Here is a 21,233-nt window from a genome sequence, read left to right as displayed (position 1 = left end):
GATCAGCAGAAGCCGATCACTGGCAGCCGATCCGCTCTCCTGCAGGCTGACCGGTGGAGGCAGCCCCCGGTAGGGTGCCGTCCCAGATCTTCGACGCGGGCTCGCCCCGCGGGGCGGGAGCGCTGGGATGAGCGGCAACAAGGAGCGCGGAAGCGGCGGTCGCGGACGGACCCGGGGCAGGGTGCTGTCCGGTCTGGCCGTGGCCGTCGGCTGTGTGCTGTTCCTGGGCGGGTTCGTATGGGGGGCACTGCTCTACCGCCCGTACACCGTGCCGACCGACTCGATGGAGCCGACGATCGGGGCGGGAGACCGGGTTCTGGCCCAGAAAGTGGACGGCGCGGAGGTGCGCCGCGGCGACGTGGTGGTGTTCTCGGACAAGACGTGGGGCAACAGCCCCATGGTCAAGCGGGTCGTCGGCGTCGGCGGCGACAAGATCGCCTGCTGCGGCAAGGACGGCCGGCTCACCGTCAACGGCAAACCGGTCGACGAACCGTATCTGCACGCCAAAGGTCCGGCCTCACCGACCCGATTCTCCGCCCAGGTCCCTCCGGGAGAACTGTTTCTCCTCGGCGACCGCCGCCTGGGCTCCATGGACTCACGGGTGCACCTTGAGGACAGCAGTCACGGCTCCGTGCCGAGCAGCGCGGTGAGCGCGCGGGTGGACGCCCGGGCGTGGCCCCCGGGCGAGCTCGGAATGGTGCAGCGGCCGGCGAGCTTCGCGGCGCTGCCCGGCGGCACCTCCACCCCGGGCCGCTGCGGCTCATAACGATCTCGGTGGTGGTCGGCGCCGTGCTGATCCTGGGAGGCGCGGCGTACGGGCCGATCGCCGACCGGTGGGGCCGCGGCCGGGAACGACGTGCCCGTACCGGAGAGCAGGGCGCCGGCCTATGAGCGAGCGGACCGAACCTATGAGTGCAGTTCCCGTGAGCAGTGAGCCTGCCGGAGGCGAGTCGGTGACGGTCACGCCTATGGGGGAGGAGGTCGTGACCCGGCAGGTCTCCCGCGTCGTCCTGCTCGGTCCCGACGACCGGATCCTGCTGCTGCACGGCTACGAGCCGGGCGATCCCACCCACACCTGGTGGTTCACGCCGGGCGGCGGACTGGAGGGGGCGGAGAGCCGGGAAGAGGCGGCACGCCGGGAGGTGGCGGAGGAGACGGGTATCACCGGGATCGAACTGGGCCCGGTGCTGTGGAAGCGCCACTGCTCCTTTCCCTTTGACGGGCGGCGCTGGAACCAGGACGAGTGGTACTACCTGGCACGTACGAAAGGGACTAGCACCGAAACCGCTGGGCAGACAGAGCTGGAGCGACGCAGTGTCTCGGGACTGAGGTGGTGGACTTCGGAGGAACTCTCCGCGTCGCATGAGACGGTGTATCCGACCAGACTCGCCGAGCTGCTGCGCACGCTGCTCGACGAAGGGCCCCCTAGTGCGCCGGTGGTCCTGGAGACCGAGAGTGCCTGACGCACAATAGGGGGACGCACGGCTGAAGGGGATCTGCCATGAGCGCCGAGGACCTCGAAAAGTACGAGACCGAGATGGAGCTGAAGCTCTACCGGGAGTACCGCGATGTCGTCGGGCTGTTCAAGTATGTGATCGAGACGGAACGTCGCTTTTACCTCACGAACGACTACGAGATGCAGGTGCACTCCGTTCAGGGCGAGGTGTTCTTCGAGGTCTCGATGGCCGACGCCTGGGTCTGGGACATGTACCGGCCGGCTCGCTTCGTCAAGCAGGTGCGCGTTCTCACGTTCAAGGACGTGAACATCGAGGAGCTGAACAAGAGTGACCTCGACCTTCCGGGTAGCTGACCTGGGGTTCGGCCGAGGCGGGGCGGCACCGGAGCCGCCGGCGCCCGGTGCGCGCGGGTGACGGAGTTTTCCACAACCGGCCAGTAATCCACCAAGATCCAATGGATTCGGCCGGAGCCGTCACAGTCGGTGCCGGAGGTGGTGCCGAATGAACGCCACGAACGGGCCGCAGGCCGCGAGCTCTGCGCACCACGCGCAGGTCGCGGAAGCCACAGAGGCAGCAGCGACAGAAGCAGCAGGGGCCGAGGCAGCCGAGGTAACCGAGGCCGTCAGGACGACTCGGACGGCCGAGTGCGACAAGGCCGCGGCAACCGCGGAGCCAGGACGCGCCGAACCGGCAGGGAAGGGGCGCGGCGCGCGACGCCCCGGCGGCGCTCCCAAGGCCGTACAGCAGGCCACGGAGTCGCGCCCCGGGGACGACACCCGGCGCGCACTGGGCCGGTACGGGGAGGACCTGGCGGCCCGGCGGCTGGCCGCCGCCGGGATGAGGATCGTCGCCCGCAACTGGCGGTGCCGGGACGGCGAGATCGACATCGTGGCCTCGGACGGTGACGCACTGGTCGTCTGCGAGGTCAAGACCCGGCGCGCCGGACCGTACGAACATCCGATGGCAGCCGTACGGGCCGCGAAGACCGACCGGCTGCGGCTGCTGGCCGAACGCTGGATGGAGCAGCACGGCGGGCCGCCCCCGGGAGGAGTGCGGATCGACGTCGTCGGAGTCCTGCTGCCCTCCCGCGGGGCGCCGGTCGTCGAACACGCCCGGGGGGTGTCCTGATGGGATTCGCCCGTACGTGCTCGGTCGCCCTGGTGGGCGTCGAGGGCGTGGTCGTGGAGGTCCAGGCGGACCTCGAACCGGGTGTCGCGGCCTTCACGCTGGTCGGACTCCCCGACAAGAGCCTGATCGAGTCCCGGGACAGGGTTCGCGCCGCGGTGGTCAATTCGGGGGACGAGTGGCCCCAGAAAAAGCTCACGGTGGGGCTCAGCCCGGCATCGGTACCCAAAAGCGGCAGCGGCTTCGACCTCGCCGTCGCCTGCGCCGTCCTCGGTGCCGCCGAGCGCATCGACCCCCGTGAGCTGACGGAGCTGGTCATGATCGGCGAACTGGGGCTGGACGGCCGGGTCCGGCCCGTACGCGGAGTGCTTCCGGCCGTCCTGGCCGCCGCCGACGCCGGCTACCGCCAGGTCGTCGTGCCCGAGCGCACGGCGGCCGAGGCAGCGCTCGTACCGGGAATGTCCGTCCTGGGCGTACGAAGCCTGCGGCAACTCGTCGCCGTACTCACGGACGAACCCGTCCCCGAGGAGGACGAGCCTCCGGAAGGCGCGCCCGACCCCCTCCTGGCGGGACTGGCCGTGCCCGGCTCCGGGGCCGGCGCGAGCCCGCTCGGAGGAGACCGGCCGCCGGACCTCGCGGATGTCGCCGGACAGCCGGGGCCCCGCAGAGCGCTGGAGGTGGCCGCGGCGGGGCGGCACCACATCTTCTTCAAGGGCCCGCCGGGCGCAGGCAAGACCATGCTGGCCGAACGTCTTCCGGGTCTGCTGCCACCCCTGTCGCAAAAAGAGTCCCTCGAAGTCACAGCGGTGCACTCGGTCGCGGGGACGCTACCGCCGGGCCAGCCACTGGTGGACCGGCCGCCCTACTGCGCGCCCCACCACTCCGCCACGATGGCCTCACTGGTGGGCGGGGGCACCGGACTGCCGCGCCCCGGAGCGGTCTCCCTGGCCCATCATGGAGTGCTGTTCGTCGACGAGGCCGCGGAGTGCAGTGTGCGGGTGCTCGACGCGTTGCGTCAGCCGCTGGAGTCGGGGCACGTCGTGGTCGCGCGAGCCGCCGGCATGATGCGGATGCCGGCGCGGTTCCTGCTGGCGCTGGCGGCCAATCCCTGTCCTTGTGGGCGCCATGGGACCACGGGAGGCGGCTGCGAATGCCGGCCTTCCTCGATCACCCGCTACCGCGCCCGTCTGTCCGGGCCGCTGATGGACCGGGTGGACCTACGGGTCGCCGTCGAGCCCGTCGCGCGCCGTGAGCTGGTCTCGCTCGGCAAGGGAGCCGAAACCACCGCCGTGGTGGCCGAGCGGGTGCGAGCCGCCCGCGAACGCGCCGCCGCCCGGTACGCGGGCACCCCATGGACCACCAACAGTGAGGTGCCCGGCCACGAACTGCGAACCCGCTGGCAGGCTGCGCCCGGCGCGCTGCGGCAGGCGGAGAGCGACCTGGAGAGCGGTCTGCTCACGGCCCGTGGCCTGGACCGGGTGCTGCGCGTCGCCTGGACCGCCGCCGACCTGGCGGGTCGCGACCGTCCCGCCGAGGAGGACGTCCTGTGGGCCCTGGAACTGCGTACGGGCATCAAACGGGGTGTGGCGGCGGTGCGTGCCATATGAGGTCAGGCATCGGACAGCGTGACACAGCGGAGCACGGCGAGCGGGGGAGAGCCGAGGTATGACCGATGTGGGGGACACGGAGCGACGGGCACGCGCCGCGTTGACCCGTATCGCCGAGCCGGGTGATGAGACGGTCGGGCGATGGCTCCGGCAGATGGGTCCGGTGGAACTCCTCCGGGCCCTGAAGGGCGAGCGGGACGCGCCCGAGGGAGCGTGCGAGCAGAAATTCGCCGGACTGCGGCTCCGCGCCGCACGCCAGGACACCGCGGCCGATCTGGCCGCCGTGGCCGCGATCGGCGGCAGGTTCCTCTGCCCCGGCGACGAGGAGTGGCCCGGGCAACTGGACGACCTGGGGGACGGCAGACCCATCGGCCTGTGGGTACGGGGACCGGCGAATCTGCGGCTGTGGGCGCTGCGCTCCGTCGCCGTCGTGGGGGCGAGAGCCTGTACGGACTACGGCGCGCACATGGCGGCCGTACTCGGAGCGGGCCTGGCCGACCGCGGCTGGACGGTGGTGTCCGGAGCCGCGTACGGGGTCGACGGCGCCACGCACAGAGGCGCACTGGCCGCGGACGGCGCCACCATCGCCGTGCTGGCCTCCGGCGTCGACTTCGCCTATCCGCGAGGTCACACCGAGTTGATCGGACGGATGGCGGAACAGGGGCTGGTCATCGCGGAGTTGCCACCCGGTGACCATCCCACCCGCAGCCGGTTCATCCTGCGCAACCGTGTCATCGCGGCGCTCACCAGGGGAACGGTCGTCGTGGAGGCCGAGCTGCGCAGTGGGTCGCTGGTCACCGCCCGGCGGGCCATGGAACTGGGCCGGTTCACGATGGGAATGCCGGGACCGGTCACCAGCGGGCTGTCCGCGGGCGTCCACCAACTGCTGCGCGGTGGGGCGACGGTGGTGACGGACGCCGCCGAGGTCGTCGAACTGGTCGGCAGCATCGGCGAACTGGCGCCCGAGCGGCGCGGCCCGCTCCTCGCCCGTGACCTGTTGGACCCCGTGGCCGCCCGGGTGCTCGAAGCGCTCCCCGCGCGAGGCGGCGCGGACGCCCGGCAGGTGGCCAGGGACTCGGGCACGGTCGGCGATGTGGCGCAAGGCAAGCTCTTCGAGCTGCAGTCGCTGGGATTCGTTCAAAGGAGTGGCGGTCGCTGGGAGTTGGTGCGCACTGCCACGGCCACCGCAGGATCGCGGTGAGGTGGTCCGTGACCTGGGGCGAACGGGTGACAAGTCGAGGCCGGACGCGCGCGGGACGTCCGTTCCGTAGCGCCCTGGTCCTGTCCCCGATCCGTGGGGAGCCGTGCCGGAGCGGTGCCGTACGCCGGGTCCTCACTCTCAGGGGCAGCAGATGAAGCCGCGCCGTCACCCTTTCTCAGGGGTTCTCTCAAGGGTTCTCTCAGCGGTTGCAAATCGTCCTGACCGCCATCGGAATCCTTGTCCCGCTAACCCGGGCGTGCGGGCAGAGGAACGTATCTGCGTACATCCGAACCACTCTTCATCGCACACCGCGACACTGCGGTCACGCTACGCTCACACCGAATTCAACCCTCACGCACGTATTCACCAGCGTTTCGGCAGAACGGCTCAAGGCGACGAATGCCCCAGCACACCTCCGGGTCTGACCGCGCGGCAGCGCCCCCCGCCGCGCGCGGCAGCGTGCGCCCCGCCGCGCCCACCTCACTAGAAGAGCTGTGGAGCTCCTACAAGGCATCAGGCGACGGGCGGCTGCGCGAGCAGTTGATCCTGCACTACTCGCCGCTGGTGAAGTACGTGGCCGGCCGGGTCAGCGTCGGTCTGCCCCCCAACGTCGAGCAGGCTGACTTCGTCTCCTCCGGAATCTTCGGGCTCATCGACGCCATCGAGAAGTTCGAACCCGAGCGCTCCATCAAGTTCGAGACGTACGCGATCACCCGCATCCGGGGAGCCATGATCGACGAGCTGCGGGCCCTGGACTGGATCCCCCGGTCCGTACGGCAGAAGGCCCGCGCGGTCGAACGGGCGTACGCGACGCTGGAGGCGCAGCTCCGGCGCACACCGTCCGAAGCCGAGGTGGCCGAGGAGATGGGCATCCCACTGGAGGAACTGCACGGGGTGTTCAGCCAGCTCTCGCTCGCCAATGTGGTGGCGCTGGAGGAACTGCTGCACGTCGGTGGCGAGGGCGGCGACCGGCTGAGCCTGATGGACACCCTGGAGGACACCGCCGCCGACAACCCGGTCGAGGTCGCCGAGGACCGGGAGCTCCGCCGGCTGCTCGCCCGCGCCATCAACACTCTCCCCGAACGGGAGAAGACCGTGGTCACGCTCTACTACTACGAAGGACTCACGCTCGCCGAGATCGGCAATGTCCTCGGGGTCACCGAGAGCCGGGTCAGCCAGATCCACACCAAGTCCGTCCTGCAACTGAGAGCGAAGCTCGCCGACGTCGGCCGCTGATGCCGCCCGGCACCCGCCCGGGCCGCCCGACCACCCCCGAAGGCCCACAGCCTCCTCCCTCGTCCTCCCTTCCCCCTTCCGCTCCTCCTGCACCTTTGCCGCGTACCGGACTACGTCGTGGTGCGCAGTGCCGTGGCGTGGGCGCCATCCGTACAGTGGTGACGTGCCCAGGATTCGAGCGGCCTCCGTGGCCGAGCACCGGACGATGCAGCGCGGCGCCCTCTTGGACGCCGCCCGATCCCTGCTGTCCGAAGGCGGTACGGAAGCGCTGACGTTCCCCGCCCTCGCCGAGCGCACCGGTCTCGCGCGCTCTTCCGTCTACGAGTACTTCCGCTCCCGCGCGGCCGTGGTCGAGGAACTGTGCGCCGTCGACTTTCCCGTATGGGCCGCCGAGGTCGAGGCCGCCATGGAGCGGGTCGATACGCCCGAGGCCAAGATCGAGGCGTACGTACGCCGACAACTGGCACTGGTCGGAGACCGCCGTCACCGCGCCGTCGTCGCCATCTCGGCCGGCGAGCTGGATGCCGGGGCCCGCGAGAAGATCCGGGCGGCGCACGGGGGCCTGATCGCCATGATCGTGGAGGCTCTCGGCGCACTGGGCCACGAGCAGCCACGGCTTGCCGCGATGCTGCTTCAGGGCGTCGTGGACGCCGCGGTCCGCCGCATCGAACTCGGTGCTGCGGAGGACCCCTCGGACATCACGGAGGCGGCAGTCGCCATGGTCCTCCACGGCGTCCGCTGACTTCCCCCTCTCCCCCCGCCCCCTCCCGCCCCCACCCCACCTCCCACCCTGGCCTCCCGCCTCCGCCTCTCCCGATGCGCCCATCCGGGCGGCGCACCCCATCCGGGCGGCGAGCCACATCCGGGCGGCGCACTCCATCCGGGCGGCGGGCCACATCCGGGCGGCGCACTCCATCCGGGCGGCGGGCCACATCCGGGCGGCGCACTCCATCCGGGCGGCGGGCCACATCCGGACGGCGAACCGCATCCGGACGGCGCACTCCATCCGGGCGGCGCGCCCTGTCAGGCGGCGCATCCTTTCGGACGGCGTGCCTTTGCATACGGGCACCCTTGCCAACCGCGTGCCCTCGCCGCCGCGCGCCCTCACCAGCGGCTACCGTCATGGACGGCGTACACCTGCGTACGGGCGCCCTTGCCGAAGGTGTGCCCTTGCCGACGCGCACCTTCGTGGACGGCGCACCTTTGCGGACGGCGCATCTTCGCGAACGGCGTGCCCTTGTGAGGGGTGCCCGGTCTCGCCTTCCGGGGCGTTCTTCCGCTGCGACCTCGTGCGTCCACGAGGTGCGCGGGATCCGTCGCGCCGCAGCCGCAATGTGCCGATGTGTGGGCTGCGCCGGCTTCTCCTCCCGTTCCTGTCCTGCCGCACGGCGCAACGCGGGTACGGGGACACGAGTACGTGTCTCGTCGTGTGGACCGGCCGACGGCCACGCCGAGTGCACTCGTGTATGGCGGCGACCATTGCACCGGGCCGCGTTGAGCGGCTCCGTGGCTTCCTTGTAGTGGTTGTGAGTGAAAAGTGACGCCCTCCCTTTCTGCTGCTCTCATGACTGCTGTCCGTTTTGTGAGGTCACGCGGCGTCATGGCCCGGCGGGGCGGTCCGGTGTGCCCGGTCCCGAGCCCACGGTTGCCGGGGTCCGAGGTTCATCCAGGCAGGCTGGGCGGGTGCGGTCGTGGTCGGTCGGTTGAGCGCCACCTCCTCCCGTGCGGGCACATGCGCTATCGGGCAGCGGGCTTGTCGATGTCGTGGTCAGCTTCGGGAATCAGGTAAGGGGGCCGGGGAGGTCCTCGCCGGGTGGTTGTTGGCTGAGCGGGGTGGGGCTGGACCTTGGGTGACTCCTTAGGGGTTGGGGGCTTGGACGGTGGGAGCGGAGGCGGTTGGTGGCCCAGAGGGTGGTGGCTGCCAGGAGTGTCGTGTAGGTCAGGGACGTGGTGCTGGAGAGCGGGCTGGGTGGGGGGCTTTTGTGGGGCAGGGGCAGGGGCTCGCTGAGGGGAGAGAGGCCGTGGGAGCGCGGTGGCGGGACGCCGAAGACGGGGAGGAGGCGGGAGGGGCCTGGGTGGAGCATGGATGTGGGAAGTAGCGAGAGGGGGTCCAGGTAGGTCTTTCCTCTCAGCAGGCCCCAGTGGAGGCATGGAGCGCGGCAGTGGTACGGCCCCGGGGCGAGTACGGCGACCGGCTGGCCGGCGGCGACCCGGTCGCCCTTGTGGGCGATGGGCCGGACGGGTTCGTACGTGATGCGTAGGGGCTGCTGTGCCGCCGTGGGCTGCGTACGGCTGTCGGACAGCTCGATGGAGAGGACGCCGCGGCCGGCCACACGCCCCGCGAAGGACACCCGGCCCGCTGCTGCCGCCCGTACCGTGGCTCCCGAAGAGGTGCCCAGGTCCACCCCACGGTGACCCGCCGCCCACGGGGAGGGCGGTGGTTCCCAGCCGCGCTCGATGGAGGGGCGCGCACCCGCCGGTCCCGTAACCGGCCAGGCTCGCTCGGCGCTCCCGCCAGGTTCCGGCTCCGGCTTTGACATCTCCCTCTTCGGCTCTCTCTTCGGCTTCGCCGTCCCGGTCGCCTCCGACAGCTCCGATGTCGTCCAGAGATGTGATCTTCGATGCGGGGTTATGGGGGTGCGGGGGCTCGCCGCGGAGACCATGGAGGTAAGCCGCGCGGGTTGATCGGTTGTTCCGTTCATCCGGTCCGGTCGCACCGTTGCCAGGCGTCCGGTGGCCGTACCGGGTCCGTCGGCTGTGCCTGGACCGGCGGCCGTGGTCACGGCCCAGGCGAAACCGCTCAGGCCGGCCGCCGTGATGATCAGCATGGTGAGTGACATGGTGATCGGCAGCCCCTCGATCAGCTTGATCAGCTTGATCAGCTTGATCAGCGTCCGCGTCCGGCCCCTGGACAAGCCCCGCGCCTGCTCCCCGGCCCGTGGGCCGCGTGCTGCCGCCTTCCGTCGCCGTCCTCTCGTGTCCGCCTCCAGCCGCACTTCTGCCCCCTTCCGTCGTCGGCGCCGCTCGTTCCTCGGCCCGGTCGGTCCTCGGCCGACGTTCCTCGGCCCGGTCGACTCCCGCCCGGCCGTCCGGGCCGCGCCGCATCGCTCGTCGTCGCACGCCACGACCGTGGCGCAGTTCGCCCCGCCGTGGGGATCTTGGAACGGATCTGGGGATTACCGACGGGTTGTGGGTAACTGCGTCACCCGTACGTGACCGAAAGACGCATGTCGCCCGGCGCGTCGGCGGTCCCGTACACTTCTTGTGGCGATCCGGGTCACCGGGTCGACTTCGCACGCCCCGCCACCAGCACGACAGTCCCGTCAGGGCAGCAGGTGGCCGCGCCCCTCGGTCCCCGGAAGGTCCCGAAAGGTTCCTTCCCCGGCAGGCGCGCCGGGGCGTCAGGCACCACGGCCGACCGGTCGCGGTGGAACCGAGTAACACAAGGAGTACGGCCATGGCCGTCGTCACGATGCGGGAGCTGCTGGAGAGCGGCGTCCACTTCGGGCACCAGACCCGCCGCTGGAACCCGAAGATGAAGCGTTTCATCTTCACCGAGCGCAACGGCATCTACATCATCGACCTGCTCCAGTCGCTGTCGTACATCGACCGCGCCTACGAGTTCGTCAAGGAGACCGTGGCCCACGGTGGCTCGGTCATGTTCGTCGGCACCAAGAAGCAGGCCCAGGAGGCCATTGCCGAGCAGGCGACCCGCGTGGGCATGCCCTACGTGAACCAGCGCTGGCTCGGCGGCATGCTGACCAACTTCTCGACCGTCTACAAGCGCCTGCAGCGCCTGAAGGAGCTTGAGCAGATCGACTTCGAGGATGTGGCCGCCTCCGGCCTCACCAAGAAGGAGCTCCTCGTCCTCTCCCGCGAGAAGGCCAAGCTGGAGAAGACCCTCGGCGGTATCCGCGAGATGCAGAAGGTGCCCAGCGCCGTCTGGATCGTGGACACCAAGAAGGAGCACATCGCCGTCGGTGAGGCGCGCAAGCTCAACATCCCGGTTGTCGCGATCCTCGACACCAACTGCGACCCGGACGAGGTCGACTACAAGATCCCGGGTAACGACGACGCGATCCGCTCCGTCACCCTGCTCACCCGCGTGATCGCCGACGCCGTCGCCGAGGGCCTCATCGCCCGCTCCGGCGTCGCCACCGGCGACCAGAAGCCGGGCGAGAAGGCCGGCGAGCCGCTCGCCGAGTGGGAGCGCGACCTGCTCGAAGGTGGCGAGAAGAAGGCTGAGGCCGAGGCCGTCACCGAGCAGCCCGCCGAGGCCCCCGCCGCCGAGGCCGAGAAGCCGGCCGCGGACGCCGAGCAGGCCTGACACCCGATCAGGACCGGCTGATGACGGCGGGGGAGGGCGCCAACGGCGCCGCCCCCGCCGTCCACCCGTAGATCTTTCGACTTTCGAGAATTCGAGAAGAGATTCACAGACCATGGCGAACTACACCGCCGCGGACGTCAAGAAGCTCCGCGAGCTCACCGGCGCCGGCATGATGGACTGCAAGAAGGCGCTCGACGAGGCCGAGGGCAACGTCGACAAGGCCGTGGAGATCCTCCGCGTCAAGGGCCAGAAGGGCGTCGCCAAGCGCGAGAGCCGCTCCGCCGAGAACGGCGCCGTCGTCTCCCTCATCGCGGACGACAAGACCTCCGGCGTCCTGCTTGAGCTGAAGTGCGAGACCGACTTCGTCGCCAAGGGCGAGAAGTTCCTGGCCGTCGCCAACGCGCTCGCCGCGCACGTCGCCGCGACCTCCCCGGCCGACGTCGAGGCGCTGCTCGCGTCCGAGATCGAGGCCGGCAAGACCGTCCAGGCGTACGTCGACGAGGCCAACGCCACCCTGGGCGAGAAGATCGTCCTGGACCGCTTCGCGCAGTTCTCCGGTGGCTACGTGGCCGCCTACATGCACCGCACCATGCCCGACCTCCCGCCGCAGGTCGGCGTCCTGGTCGAGCTGGACAAGGAGAACGCCGAGGTCGCCAAGGACGTCGCGCAGCACATCGCCGCCTTCGCGCCGAAGTACCTCAGCCGTGAGGACGTTCCGGCCGACGTCGTCGAGAACGAGCGCCGCGTCGCCGAGGCCACCTCGCGCGAGGAGGGCAAGCCCGAGGCCGCCCTGCCGAAGATCGTCGAGGGCCGCGTCAACGGCTTCTTCAAGGAGAACACGCTGCTCGCGCAGCCGTTCGCCAAGGACAACAAGAAGACCGTCCAGAAGGTTCTGGACGAGGCCGGTGTCACGCTCAAGCGCTTCGCGCGCATCCGCGTCGGCGCCTGAGCCTGCCGCGAAGGCAGCGAATGACCTGCGACCCCGCTAGGGTCGTACGCAGTCGGCCGCTCACCGGCCGGCCGCAGATGTGACGAGGAGGCCATTGCCGCACAGGGATCTGACCCGGACCCACGGCAATGGCCTTCTTCGTATGTGCACGAGGAGAGCTCAATGAATCACGGTGCCGACGGCGCGGACAAAGCCCACAATGCCGACCCCGGCGGGAAGGGACGCTTCCTGCTGAAGCTGTCAGGCGAGGCGTTCGCCGGCGGTGGTGCGCTGGGCGTCGACCCCGATGTCGTGCACGCCATCGCACGGGAAATCGCCGCCGTGGTGCGCGACGGCTACGAGATCGCCATCGTGATCGGCGGCGGCAACTTCTTCCGCGGTGCCGAGCTCCAGCAGCGCGGCATGGACCGGGCCCGCTCGGACTACATGGGCATGCTCGGTACGGTCATGAACTGCCTGGCCCTCCAGGACTTCCTGGAGAAGGAAGGCATCGTCTCCCGCGTCCAGACCGCCATCACCATGGGCCAGGTCGCGGAGCCGTACATTCCGCTGCGTGCGGTGCGCCACCTGGAGAAGGGACGCGTCGTCATCTTCGGTGCCGGTATGGGCATGCCGTACTTCTCCACCGACACCACCGCCGCCCAGCGCGCCCTGGAGATCGACGCCCAGGCCATGCTGATGGGCAAGAACGGGGTGGACGGCGTCTATGACTCCGACCCCAAGAAGAACCCCGACGCGGTGAAGTTCGACGCCCTCGAATACGGCGAGGTCATCACGCGCGACCTGAAGGTCGCCGATGCCACCGCCATCACCCTGTGCCGTGACAACAAGCTTCCGATCCTCGTCTTCGAACTGCTCGCCGAGGGCAACATCGCGCGCGCGGTGAAGGGTGAGAAGATCGGCACGCTCGTCAGCGATCAGGGCACCCGGGCCTGACGGCCCCAACTGCCGTATTGCCGTACGGGCATCGGACCGTACGGGCGGCAACTCCGGACCGGGGGATGACCTCGGCACGGGGATGGACAACGGCCTGCCGGTCGGACACCGTGCAGGAGAAGACGCGCGGCAGGGGCGAGGCTCTGCTTCTTACCGAAAAGACCAGGAGCAAGTGGTGATCGAAGAGATCCTCCTCGAGGCCGAGGAGAAGATGGAGAAGGCCGTCGTGGTCGCCAAGGAGGACTTCGCCGCGATCCGCACCGGGCGTGCGCACCCGGCGATGTTCAACAAGATCGTGGCGGACTACTACGGTGCCATGACGCCGATCAACCAGTTGGCATCGTTCTCGGTGCCCGAACCGCGGATGGCCGTCGTGACGCCGTTCGACAAGAGCGCGCTGCGCAACATCGAGCAGGCGATCCGCGACTCCGACCTCGGCGTCAACCCGAGCAACGACGGCAATATCATCCGGGTGAACTTCCCGGAGCTGACCGAGCAGCGCCGCCGGGAGTACATCAAGGTCGCCCGGAGCAAGGCCGAGGACTCGAAGATCTCGATCCGCAGCGTCCGGCGCAAGGCCAAGGAGACCCTCGACAAGCTCGTCAAGGACAAGGAGTCCGGCGAGGACGAGGTGCGCCGCGCCGAGAAGGAGCTCGACGACACCACCGCGAAGTACGTCGCGCAGGTGGACGAGCTCCTCAAGCACAAGGAATCCGAGCTCCTCGAGGTCTGATGAACCAGTCATCCTGGGGGGCCCCGCCCGGCGCCGGCCATGCCGACCCGGCCGGTCGCGCCGGTCGTTGGGGGCCGCCCGACCAGGGACCGACCCCCTCACTCCGTGGGGAGGCGCCACCCGTCCCGGCGGGTCCCGCGCACGAGTGGGCCGAGGCGGCGCAGACTCGGCCCATGCCCATCGTGCCCGACGCGGGCGGACACCAGGAAGACCACCGGGAAGACCGGAACCACCGGGACGACCGGGGGGCCGCTCGGCTGAGCGGCCCCCTCTTCCGCGACGAACAGCCGCAGGAGCCCATGCCCACCTCCGCACCAGGGCCGGACGGCTCGCAGCGCACCGACAGGCCGCAGAAGAAGAGCGCGGGACGGAACCTGCGGGCCGCGATAGGGGTCGGCGTCGGCCTCGGCGCGGTCATCCTCGCCTCGCTCTTCGTCTACAAGCCCGTCTTCCTGGGCGTGATAGCGGTCGCGGTGGTCGTCGGACTGTGGGAACTGACCTCACGGCTGTCGGAGCGCAAGGGCATCAGCGTGCCGCTGGTTCCGCTCGCGGTCGGCGGTACGGCCATGGTCGTCGCGGGCTACGTACGCGGCGCCGAGGGCGCATGGGTGGCGATGGCGCTCACCGCGCTGGCCGCCCTTGTATGGCGCATGACGGAATCCCCGGAGAACTATCTGCGGGACGTCACGGCCGGTGTCTTCGCGGCCTTCTACGTGCCGTTCCTGGCGACGTTCGTGGCCCTGATGCTCGCCGCGAAGGACGACGGCCCGCAGCGGGTGCTGACGTTTCTGCTGCTGACGGTGGTCAGCGACACCGGCGCGTACGCGATCGGCTGGCGCTTCGGCAAGCACAAGCTCGCCCCGCGCATCAGCCCCGGCAAGACCCGCGAGGGGCTGTTCGGCGCGGTGCTGTTCGCCATGGCCGCCGGCGCCGTCTCCATGGAACTGCTGATCAAGGGCGGTGCCTGGTGGCAGGGTCTGCTTCTGGGACTCGCGGTCGCGGCCAGCGCGACTCTCGGCGATCTCGGCGAGTCCATGATCAAGCGGGACCTGGGCATCAAGGACATGGGCACGTTGCTGCCCGGCCACGGCGGGATCATGGACCGGCTGGACTCGCTCCTGCCGACCGCTCCGGTGGTCTGGCTGCTGTACGTGATCTTCGTCGGTACCGGATGACCGCCTGACCAGCGCTTATGTACGGCCAAGGGGCCCGCCGCAAGAAGTGGCGGGCCCCTGTTCGTACGTCTGCGACACTGGAAGGACCATGCCTGCACCCGGAGAACTCACTTTCGTCGCGCCGCGCGGGGCCAAGAAGCCCCCGCGGCACCTTGCCGATCTCGCCCCCGCCGAGCGCCGTGAAGCGGTGGCCGCGATCGGTGAGAAGCCCTTCCGCGCCAAGCAACTGTCGCAGCACTACTTCGCCCGCTACGCGCACGACCCGGCGCAGTGGACCGACATCCCGGCCGCGGCGCGCGAGAAGCTGGCGGCGGAGCTGCTGCCGGACCTGATGAGTGTGGTGCGGCACATCTCGTGCGACGACGACACCACCCGTAAGACGCTGTGGAAGCTGCACGACGGCACGCTCGTGGAGTCCGTGCTGATGCGCTACCCGGACCGGGTGACGATGTGCATCAGCTCGCAGGCCGGATGCGGTATGAACTGCCCGTTCTGCGCGACCGGTCAGGCGGGGCTGGACCGTAACCTCTCGACCGCCGAGATCGTTCATCAGATTGTCGACGGCATGCGGGCGCTGCGGGACGGGGAGGTACCGGGCGGACCGGCGCGACTGTCCAACATCGTCTTCATGGGCATGGGCGAGCCGCTGGCGAACTACAAGCGGGTCGTGGGCGCGATCCGTCGGCTCACCGATCCCGAGCCGGACGGGCTGGGTCTCTCCCAGCGCGGCATCACCGTCTCGACGGTCGGTCTGGTCCCGGCGATGCTGCGGTTCGCGGACGAGGGCTTCAAGTGCCGGCTCGCGGTGTCGCTGCACGCCCCCGACGACGAGCTGCGCGACACGCTCGTACCGGTCAACACGCGCTGGAAGGTGCGCGAGGTCCTGGACGCGGCGTGGGGGTACGCGGAGAAGTCCGGCCGCCGGATCTCCATCGAGTACGCGCTGATCCGGGACATCAACGATCAGGCGTGGCGCGGTGACCTGCTGGGCCGGCTGCTCAAGGGCAAGCGCGTCCATGTCAACCTCATCCCGCTGAACCCGACCCCGGGCTCGAAGTGGACGGCTTCGCGGCCCGAGGACGAGAAGGCGTTCGTGAAGGCCATCGAGTCGCACGGCGTGCCGGTGACGGTACGGGACACCCGTGGCCAGGAGATCGATGGTGCCTGCGGCCAGCTCGCGGCCTCCGAGCGCTGACGCTCCGCGCTGGTACCGTGTGATCGAACGAATGCACATTCCGACAGGGGAGCGCCACAGCGCTGAGAGTGCGGCAACCGCTCGTCACCGAGCACGACGGCCGCAGACCCTTGAACCTCGCCCGGGTCATTCCGGGTAGGAAGTTCGGTCATCACTCATGCTGTTGCGCCCCGTGCGGGGCCCGTACGCCGACCATCGCAGTACGGGCCCGGCGCGGGGCCGCGTCTCTTCCTGGCCAGCCAGGAGGAATCAGTGACCACCACCAGCAGGATCGCCGCCACCGCGCTCGCCGCGGCACTCGGCATGGCCATGCTCACCGCATGCGGCGGTTCCAGCGGTGACGGCGGCGGTACGGACGCCAAGACCGTCACCCTCGTCAGCCATGACTCCTTCAACGTCTCCCAATCCGTCCTGGAGGAGTTCACCCGGCAGACCGGGTACAAGGTCCGCGAGCTCAAGGGCGGGGACGCCGGCAAGGCCGTCAACCAGGCGATCCTCTCCAAGGCGAACCCGCAGGGCGATGTGTTCTTCGGGATCGACAACATCCTGCTCTCGCGTGGCCTGAAGGAGGACATCTTCAGCCCCTACAAGGCCAAGGGCCTGGAGAACGTTCCCCAGGAGCTGCAACTGGACGCGGCGCACAAGAGGGTCACTCCGGTCGACTACGGTGACGTCTGCGTCAACTACGACCGCGCCTACTTCACCCGGCACAAGATCGCGCCGCCGAAGACCTTCGAGGACCTGATCAAGCCCGAGTACAAGAACCTGCTGGTCACCGAGAACTCCGCCACCTCCTCGCCCGGACTGGCCTTCCAGCTCGGCACCATCGCCGCCTACGGCGAGGGCAAGTGGCAGGACTACTGGAAGAAGCTCAAGGCCAACGGTGTCGAGGTCGTCGACGGCTGGGAGCAGGCGTACACCGAGCGTTTCTCGGGCACGGCGGCGGGGAAGGGCAAGGGCGACAAGCCCCTGGTGGTGTCGTACGCCTCCAGCCCGCCCTCCGAGGTGCTGGACAAGAAGCCCCGGCCCGAGCAGGCGCCGACCGGGGTCGCGGCCGGGACGTGCTTCCGGCAGGTGGAATTCGCGGGCCTGCTCAAGGGCGCGAAGAACGAGAAGGGCGGCAAGGCGCTGCTGGACTTCCTGCTGAGCAAGAAGTTCCAGGAGGACGTGCCGCTGAAGATGTTCGTCAACCCCGCGCGTACGGACGCCAAGGTGCCGCCGTTGTTCACCAAGTACGGCGAGAAGATCGACAAGCCGTGGACGGTGGCTCCGCAGGACATCACCGACCACCGTGAACAGTGGATCAAGCAGTGGTCCTCCCTCGTCCTGAAGTAACGGCCGCCCGCCCCGCCGGGGAGCGCGATCAGCAGCGCGGGACCGGCGGGGGGAGCCACCCCGCCCGAACCGCCCGGCGGCGCCTGCTGCCCTCCCGGACCACGGCCGTACGGCTGGCCCTGATGGCCCTGCCGCTCCTCTTCTTCGCCGTCTTCTTCGCCTACCCGGTCCTGGCGATCGTCGGCCGTGGATTGAAGGACGGCGGGCAGTGGCAACTCGGCCGGATCGCCACCGTGCTCGGCGACCCGGACGTACTGCACGTGCTGTGGTTCACGATCTGGCAGGCGGCGGCCTCCACCGGACTCACGCTCCTGATCGCACTCCCCGGCGCGTATGTCTTCGCGCGCTTCGATTTCCCCGGAAAGCATCTGCTGCGGGCGGTGGTGACGATCCCGTTCGTCCTGCCGACCGTGGTCGTGGGCTCGGCCTTCCTGGCGCTGGTCGGGCGCGGCGGGGTCCTGGACGACCTATGGGGTCTGCGCCTGGACACCTCCGTATGGGCGATTCTGCTGGCGCACGTCTTCTTCAACTACGCGGTGGTCGTACGGACCGTCGGCGGGCTGTGGAGCCAGTTGGACCCACGGCAGGAGGAGGCGGCGCGGGTCCTGGGCGCCGGGCGGTTCGCGGCCTGGCGGCGGGTGACCCTGCCCGCCCTCGGACCTGCCGTGGCCGCCGCCGCCCTGATGGTGTTCCTGTTCACCTTCACCTCCTTCGGCGTGGTGCAGATCCTGGGCGGCCCGGCCTTCTCCACACTGGAGGTGGAGATCTACCGGCAGACCGCCGACTTCCTGGACCTGCCGACCGCGGCAGTGCTGACGCTGCTCCAGTTCGCGGCGGTGCTGGCCCTGCTGGCGCTGCACGCATGGACCGTACGCAGACGGGAAGCGACCCTGAAACTCGTCGACGCGGCCGGCACCGCGCGGCGACCCAGGGGCACCGGCCAGTGGACGCTGCTGTGGGGCACACTCGCGGTCATCGCGGTGCTGCTCCTGCTGCCCCTGGCGGTGCTGATCGAGCGGTCCTTCGCCGGTCCTGACGGGTACGGCCTAGACTTCTACCAGGCGCTGCGCTCCGCCGCGTCCGCCGACAGCACCTTCGCCGTGGCACCACTGGAAGCCGTGGGCAACTCACTGGCCTATGGGGCCGTGGCGACGGTGATCGCGCTGACCGTGGGCGGCCTGGCGGCAGCGGCGCTGACGCTCCGCTGGCCCCGTACGGCCTCGGACGACGGCTCCCGTACGGCCGGACGGCTCGTACGAGGTTTCGATGCGCTGCTGATGCTGCCACTCGGCGTTTCGGCTGTGACCGTCGGCTTTGGTTTTTTGATCACTCTCGACAAGCCACCGCTGGATCTGCGCTCTTCATGGTGGCTGGTGCCACTGGCGCAGGCCCTGGTGGGCGTGCCGTTCGTCGTACGGACCATGCTTCCCGTACTGCGCGCGGTGGACGACCGCCTGCGGGAGGCGGCGGCGGTGCTGGGCGCCTCGCCGTGGCGCGTGTGGCGGGAGGTCGATCTGCCGCTGGTACGGCGGGCCCTGCTCATCGCGGCGGGCTTCGCCTTCGCGGTCTCACTCGGGGAGTTCGGGGCGACCGTGTTCATCGCCCGGCCGGACGCGCCGACCCTGCCGGTGGCCGTGGCACGGCTGCTGGGGCGCGCCGGGGAACTCAATTACGGGCAGGCGATGGCCCTGTCGACCATCTTGATGGTGGTGTGCGCGGGCGCCCTGCTGGTGCTGGAGCGGATGCGTACCGACCAGTCGGGGGAGTTCTAGATGACGGTGACCGGAACCGGAAAGGCCGCCGAAGGCCCTGCCGGAAGGGGCGGGGAGGGGAACAAGGAGATGGCGCTGCTGCGGCTGGAGCAGGTCACCGTCCGTTTCGGCAGGTCAGGCGCGCGTCCTGCGCTGGACGCGCTGGATCTGGACGTTGCCGCGCACGAGATCGTATGCGTCCTGGGGCCGAGCGGCAGCGGCAAGTCCACACTGCTGCGGGTCGTGGCGGGCCTGCAACCGGCTGACGAGGGACGGGTCTTCCTCGAAGGCCGGGACCAGTCGGGAGTGCCCACCCACCGGCGGGGTGTCGGACTGATGTTCCAGGACCACCAGCTCTTTCCGCAGCGCGATGTCGGCGGCAATGTCGCCTTCGGGCTGCGGATGCGCGGCGCCTCGCGCGCCGACCAGGAACGTACGGTCGCCGAACTGCTGGACCTGGTCGGCCTGCCGGGTGCGCAGCGGCGCGCCGTGGCGGCGCTGTCCGGCGGCGAACAGCAGCGGGTCGCGCTGGCCCGCGCGCTCGCGCCCCGGCCCCGGCTGCTGATGCTGGACGAGCCGCTCGGCCAACTCGACCGCGGCCTCCGTGAGCGCCTGGTCGTCGAACTGCGCCGGGTCTTCGGCGAACTGGGGACGACCGTGCTCGCCGTCACCCACGACCAGGGCGAGGCGTTCGCGCTCGCCGACCGTGTCGTGGTCATGCAGGACGGACGGATCGCACAGGCCGGCAGCCCACTGGAGGTCTGGCAGCGGCCCGCCACCGAATTCGTCGCCCGCTTCCTGGGCTTCGACAATGTCGTGACCGCGACGGTACGGGGCGAGGCCGCCGACACCCCCTGGGGCAAACTGCCCGTCCCCGCCCGCACCCCGGAAGGCCCCTGCCGCCTCCTCGTACGCCCGGCCGGCGTCCGGCTGACCTCCCCCACGGACGGCCTGCCCTGCACCGTCACCGCCCGCACCTTCCGCGGCACCCATGTGGCCCTCCTCCTCCAGCCTCATCAGGGCCTGCCCCTGGAAGCCGCCTGCCCCCTCCCCGAGGCCCCGGCCGCGGGCGCCTCGGTGGGCGTCAGCTTCGCGGCCGAGGACATCGTGGTGCTGGGCCGCTGAGGGGGGCGGGGGCGGGACGGTCCTAGGAGAAGTCCATGGGGAAGTCCTGGGAGAAGTCCCAGGAGAAGCTGAATCGGCCGCCCGTCACCGTATGACGGGCTCTTCCGGAGTACGGGTGCCCCCAGCAGCGTCCTTCGGGGACGGCTCGCTCTTCGAGACGTTCCCCGGGGTGTCCTTCGGGTCGGGTCCGGGGCCGCCTTCCGGCTCGCCGAACCAGGCGACTGCCACGGCGCCGGCCACGGCCACCAGGAAGCCGAGGACGGCGACCCAGGCGAAGCCCGGGCGGGAGGCGTCGCCGAGCCACAGCACGCCGAGGAGGCCGGGGACCACCGTCTCGCCCACGACCAGGGCCGCCGTCGCGCCGTTGACCGAGCCGATCTGGAGGGCGACGGTGTGCAGGTACATACCGCCGATGCCGGCGACGAGGATGGCGTAGAGAGCCGGGTCGGACAGGAGGGTTGAGAGGTCGAACGGGTCCACGCCGTTCAGCACCCGTACGCCTACGCCGAGGGCGCCGAAGCCCAGGCCGGACAGCAGACCGGCCAGGATCGCGGCGCGGGAGCCCATCAGACGGACGATCACCGTTCCGCCGGCCATCAGCACGATGGAGACGATCAGCAGCCACCAGTGGGTGCTGATCGGGGTGTGGCCGCTGCCCTCGGGGCCGGCTGCGGTGGCGAGCAGCACCAGTGCCGAGCAGACCACGGCGATCGAGGCCCACTCGGGGCGGGTCAGCTTGATGCCCAGGAGCTTGATGCTCAGTACGGCGGTGATCACGAGGTTGGCGCTGATGACGGTCTGCGAGAGGAAGAGCGGCAGCAGCCGCGCCGCCAGGGCACCGAGCGCGAAACCTATGAAGTCCAGCACCGTACCGACCATGAACTCCCAGGTGACCGCGGCCTTCGCGGTGGAGGAGAGGCTCGGGCCGCCGTGCTGGGTGAAGCCGGTGGTGGACGATGCCGCTGCCTCACGGCGGGCCGACTTGCGCGACCCCACCGCCTGCAGGACCGAACCCGTGCCGTAGCAGGCCGAGGCTGCTACCGCCGTCAGAAGGCCGATGATCACCGAGAACTCCGTTCGC

Annotated in this window: 17 protein-coding genes, 2 pseudogenes and 1 riboswitch; of the genes and pseudogenes, 17 read left to right on the top strand and 2 right to left on the bottom strand. The window is 70.1% G+C overall.

The window, feature by feature from the left end; translation table 11 throughout:
- Nucleotides 1-127: 127 nt before the first annotated feature.
- The 8 genes and pseudogenes from lepB (at nt 128) to KGS77_RS09040 (ending at nt 7,368) form a co-directional block, all read left to right on the top strand.
- A pseudogene (lepB, locus tag KGS77_RS09075) lies at nt 128-891 on the top strand (signal peptidase I).
- A 77-nt stretch (nt 892-968) separates the two neighbouring features.
- Nucleotides 969-1,463: an NUDIX hydrolase gene (locus KGS77_RS09070; RefSeq protein ID WP_242587370.1), complete on the top strand. Its 495-nt coding sequence runs from the start codon at nt 969-971 to the stop codon at nt 1,461-1,463.
- 38 nt (nt 1,464-1,501) lie between these two features.
- Complete coding sequence (locus KGS77_RS09065) at nt 1,502-1,810, top strand: DUF2469 domain-containing protein (protein ID WP_003980220.1); 309 nt, start codon at nt 1,502-1,504, stop codon at nt 1,808-1,810.
- A 418-nt stretch (nt 1,811-2,228) separates the two neighbouring features.
- Nucleotides 2,229-2,585 (top strand): annotated as a pseudogene (locus KGS77_RS09060) (YraN family protein); the annotation flags it as partial.
- On the top strand, nt 2,585-4,189 hold the full coding sequence (locus KGS77_RS09055) for a YifB family Mg chelatase-like AAA ATPase (protein ID WP_242580141.1): 1,605 nt from the start codon (nt 2,585-2,587) through the stop codon (nt 4,187-4,189). The pseudogene KGS77_RS09060 and the gene KGS77_RS09055, both read left to right, overlap by 1 nt.
- A 58-nt stretch (nt 4,190-4,247) precedes the next feature.
- Nucleotides 4,248-5,390, top strand: a complete 1,143-nt coding sequence (gene dprA / locus KGS77_RS09050; RefSeq protein WP_242580140.1) for a DNA-processing protein DprA — start codon at nt 4,248-4,250, stop codon at nt 5,388-5,390.
- A 399-nt stretch (nt 5,391-5,789) separates the two neighbouring features.
- Entirely contained in the window at nt 5,790-6,626 is an 837-nt protein-coding gene (whiG, locus tag KGS77_RS09045; RefSeq protein ID WP_242580139.1) for an RNA polymerase sigma factor WhiG, read from the top strand.
- Nucleotides 6,627-6,831: 205 nt separating this feature from the next.
- Nucleotides 6,832-7,368, top strand: a complete 537-nt coding sequence (locus KGS77_RS09040) for a TetR/AcrR family transcriptional regulator (protein WP_242587368.1) — start codon at nt 6,832-6,834, stop codon at nt 7,366-7,368.
- Between the two features lie 1,039 nt (nt 7,369-8,407).
- Here KGS77_RS09040 and KGS77_RS09035 read toward each other — a convergent pair.
- Nucleotides 8,408-9,541: a M23 family metallopeptidase gene (locus tag KGS77_RS09035; protein WP_347404460.1), complete on the bottom strand. Its 1,134-nt coding sequence runs from the start codon at nt 9,539-9,541 to the stop codon at nt 8,408-8,410.
- 542 nt (nt 9,542-10,083) lie between these two features.
- On the opposite strand from KGS77_RS09035, the gene rpsB reads away from it, so the two are divergent.
- The 9 genes from rpsB (at nt 10,084) to KGS77_RS08990 (ending at nt 20,152) form a co-directional block, all read left to right on the top strand.
- Nucleotides 10,084-10,953, top strand: a complete 870-nt coding sequence (gene rpsB, locus KGS77_RS09030) for a 30S ribosomal protein S2 (RefSeq protein WP_242580138.1) — start codon at nt 10,084-10,086, stop codon at nt 10,951-10,953.
- A gap of 112 nt (nt 10,954-11,065) precedes the next feature.
- Nucleotides 11,066-11,902, top strand: coding sequence for a translation elongation factor Ts (gene tsf / locus KGS77_RS09025; RefSeq protein WP_242580137.1), 837 nt, complete (start codon nt 11,066-11,068; stop codon nt 11,900-11,902).
- Nucleotides 11,903-12,064: 162 nt separating this feature from the next.
- Complete coding sequence (gene pyrH, locus KGS77_RS09020) at nt 12,065-12,838, top strand: UMP kinase (RefSeq protein WP_242580135.1); 774 nt, start codon at nt 12,065-12,067, stop codon at nt 12,836-12,838.
- A 175-nt stretch (nt 12,839-13,013) separates the two neighbouring features.
- Nucleotides 13,014-13,571: a ribosome recycling factor gene (gene frr, locus KGS77_RS09015; protein WP_242580134.1), complete on the top strand. Its 558-nt coding sequence runs from the start codon at nt 13,014-13,016 to the stop codon at nt 13,569-13,571.
- Nucleotides 13,571-14,746, top strand: a complete 1,176-nt coding sequence (locus tag KGS77_RS09010) for a phosphatidate cytidylyltransferase (RefSeq protein WP_242580133.1) — start codon at nt 13,571-13,573, stop codon at nt 14,744-14,746. Before frr ends, KGS77_RS09010 begins: the two co-directional genes overlap by 1 nt.
- 88 nt (nt 14,747-14,834) lie before the next feature.
- The gene (gene rlmN / locus KGS77_RS09005) at nt 14,835-15,941 is read left to right on the top strand and encodes a 23S rRNA (adenine(2503)-C(2))-methyltransferase RlmN (RefSeq protein ID WP_242580132.1); all 1,107 of its coding nucleotides are present in this window, start codon (nt 14,835-14,837) and stop codon (nt 15,939-15,941) included.
- 35 nt (nt 15,942-15,976) lie between these two features.
- A riboswitch (TPP riboswitch) is annotated at nt 15,977-16,101 on the top strand.
- 92 nt (nt 16,102-16,193) lie between these two features.
- Nucleotides 16,194-17,276 (top strand): thiamine ABC transporter substrate-binding protein, encoded by a 1,083-nt coding sequence (locus KGS77_RS09000; protein ID WP_242580131.1) that lies wholly within the window; start codon nt 16,194-16,196, stop codon nt 17,274-17,276.
- A 122-nt stretch (nt 17,277-17,398) separates the two neighbouring features.
- Nucleotides 17,399-19,048, top strand: coding sequence for an iron ABC transporter permease (locus KGS77_RS08995; protein ID WP_242587366.1), 1,650 nt, complete (start codon nt 17,399-17,401; stop codon nt 19,046-19,048).
- A 69-nt stretch (nt 19,049-19,117) separates the two neighbouring features.
- Nucleotides 19,118-20,152, top strand: a complete 1,035-nt coding sequence (locus tag KGS77_RS08990; RefSeq protein WP_242587365.1) for an ABC transporter ATP-binding protein — start codon at nt 19,118-19,120, stop codon at nt 20,150-20,152.
- An 84-nt stretch (nt 20,153-20,236) separates the two neighbouring features.
- Here the strand turns inward: KGS77_RS08990 and KGS77_RS08985 are convergent, their stop codons facing one another.
- Nucleotides 20,237-21,217 carry a hypothetical protein gene (locus KGS77_RS08985; RefSeq protein WP_242580130.1) on the bottom strand — a complete coding sequence of 327 codons (981 nt, stop codon included), beginning with the start codon at nt 21,215-21,217 and terminating at the stop codon, nt 20,237-20,239.
- Between the last annotated feature and the right edge of the window lie 16 nt (nt 21,218-21,233).

This window comes from Streptomyces sp. MST-110588 (genome assembly GCF_022695595.1).
Classification (GTDB): domain Bacteria; phylum Actinomycetota; class Actinomycetes; order Streptomycetales; family Streptomycetaceae; genus Streptomyces.
The sequence above is the reverse complement of the archived record's forward strand: the minus strand, read 5'-3'. Positions and strand labels throughout refer to the sequence as shown.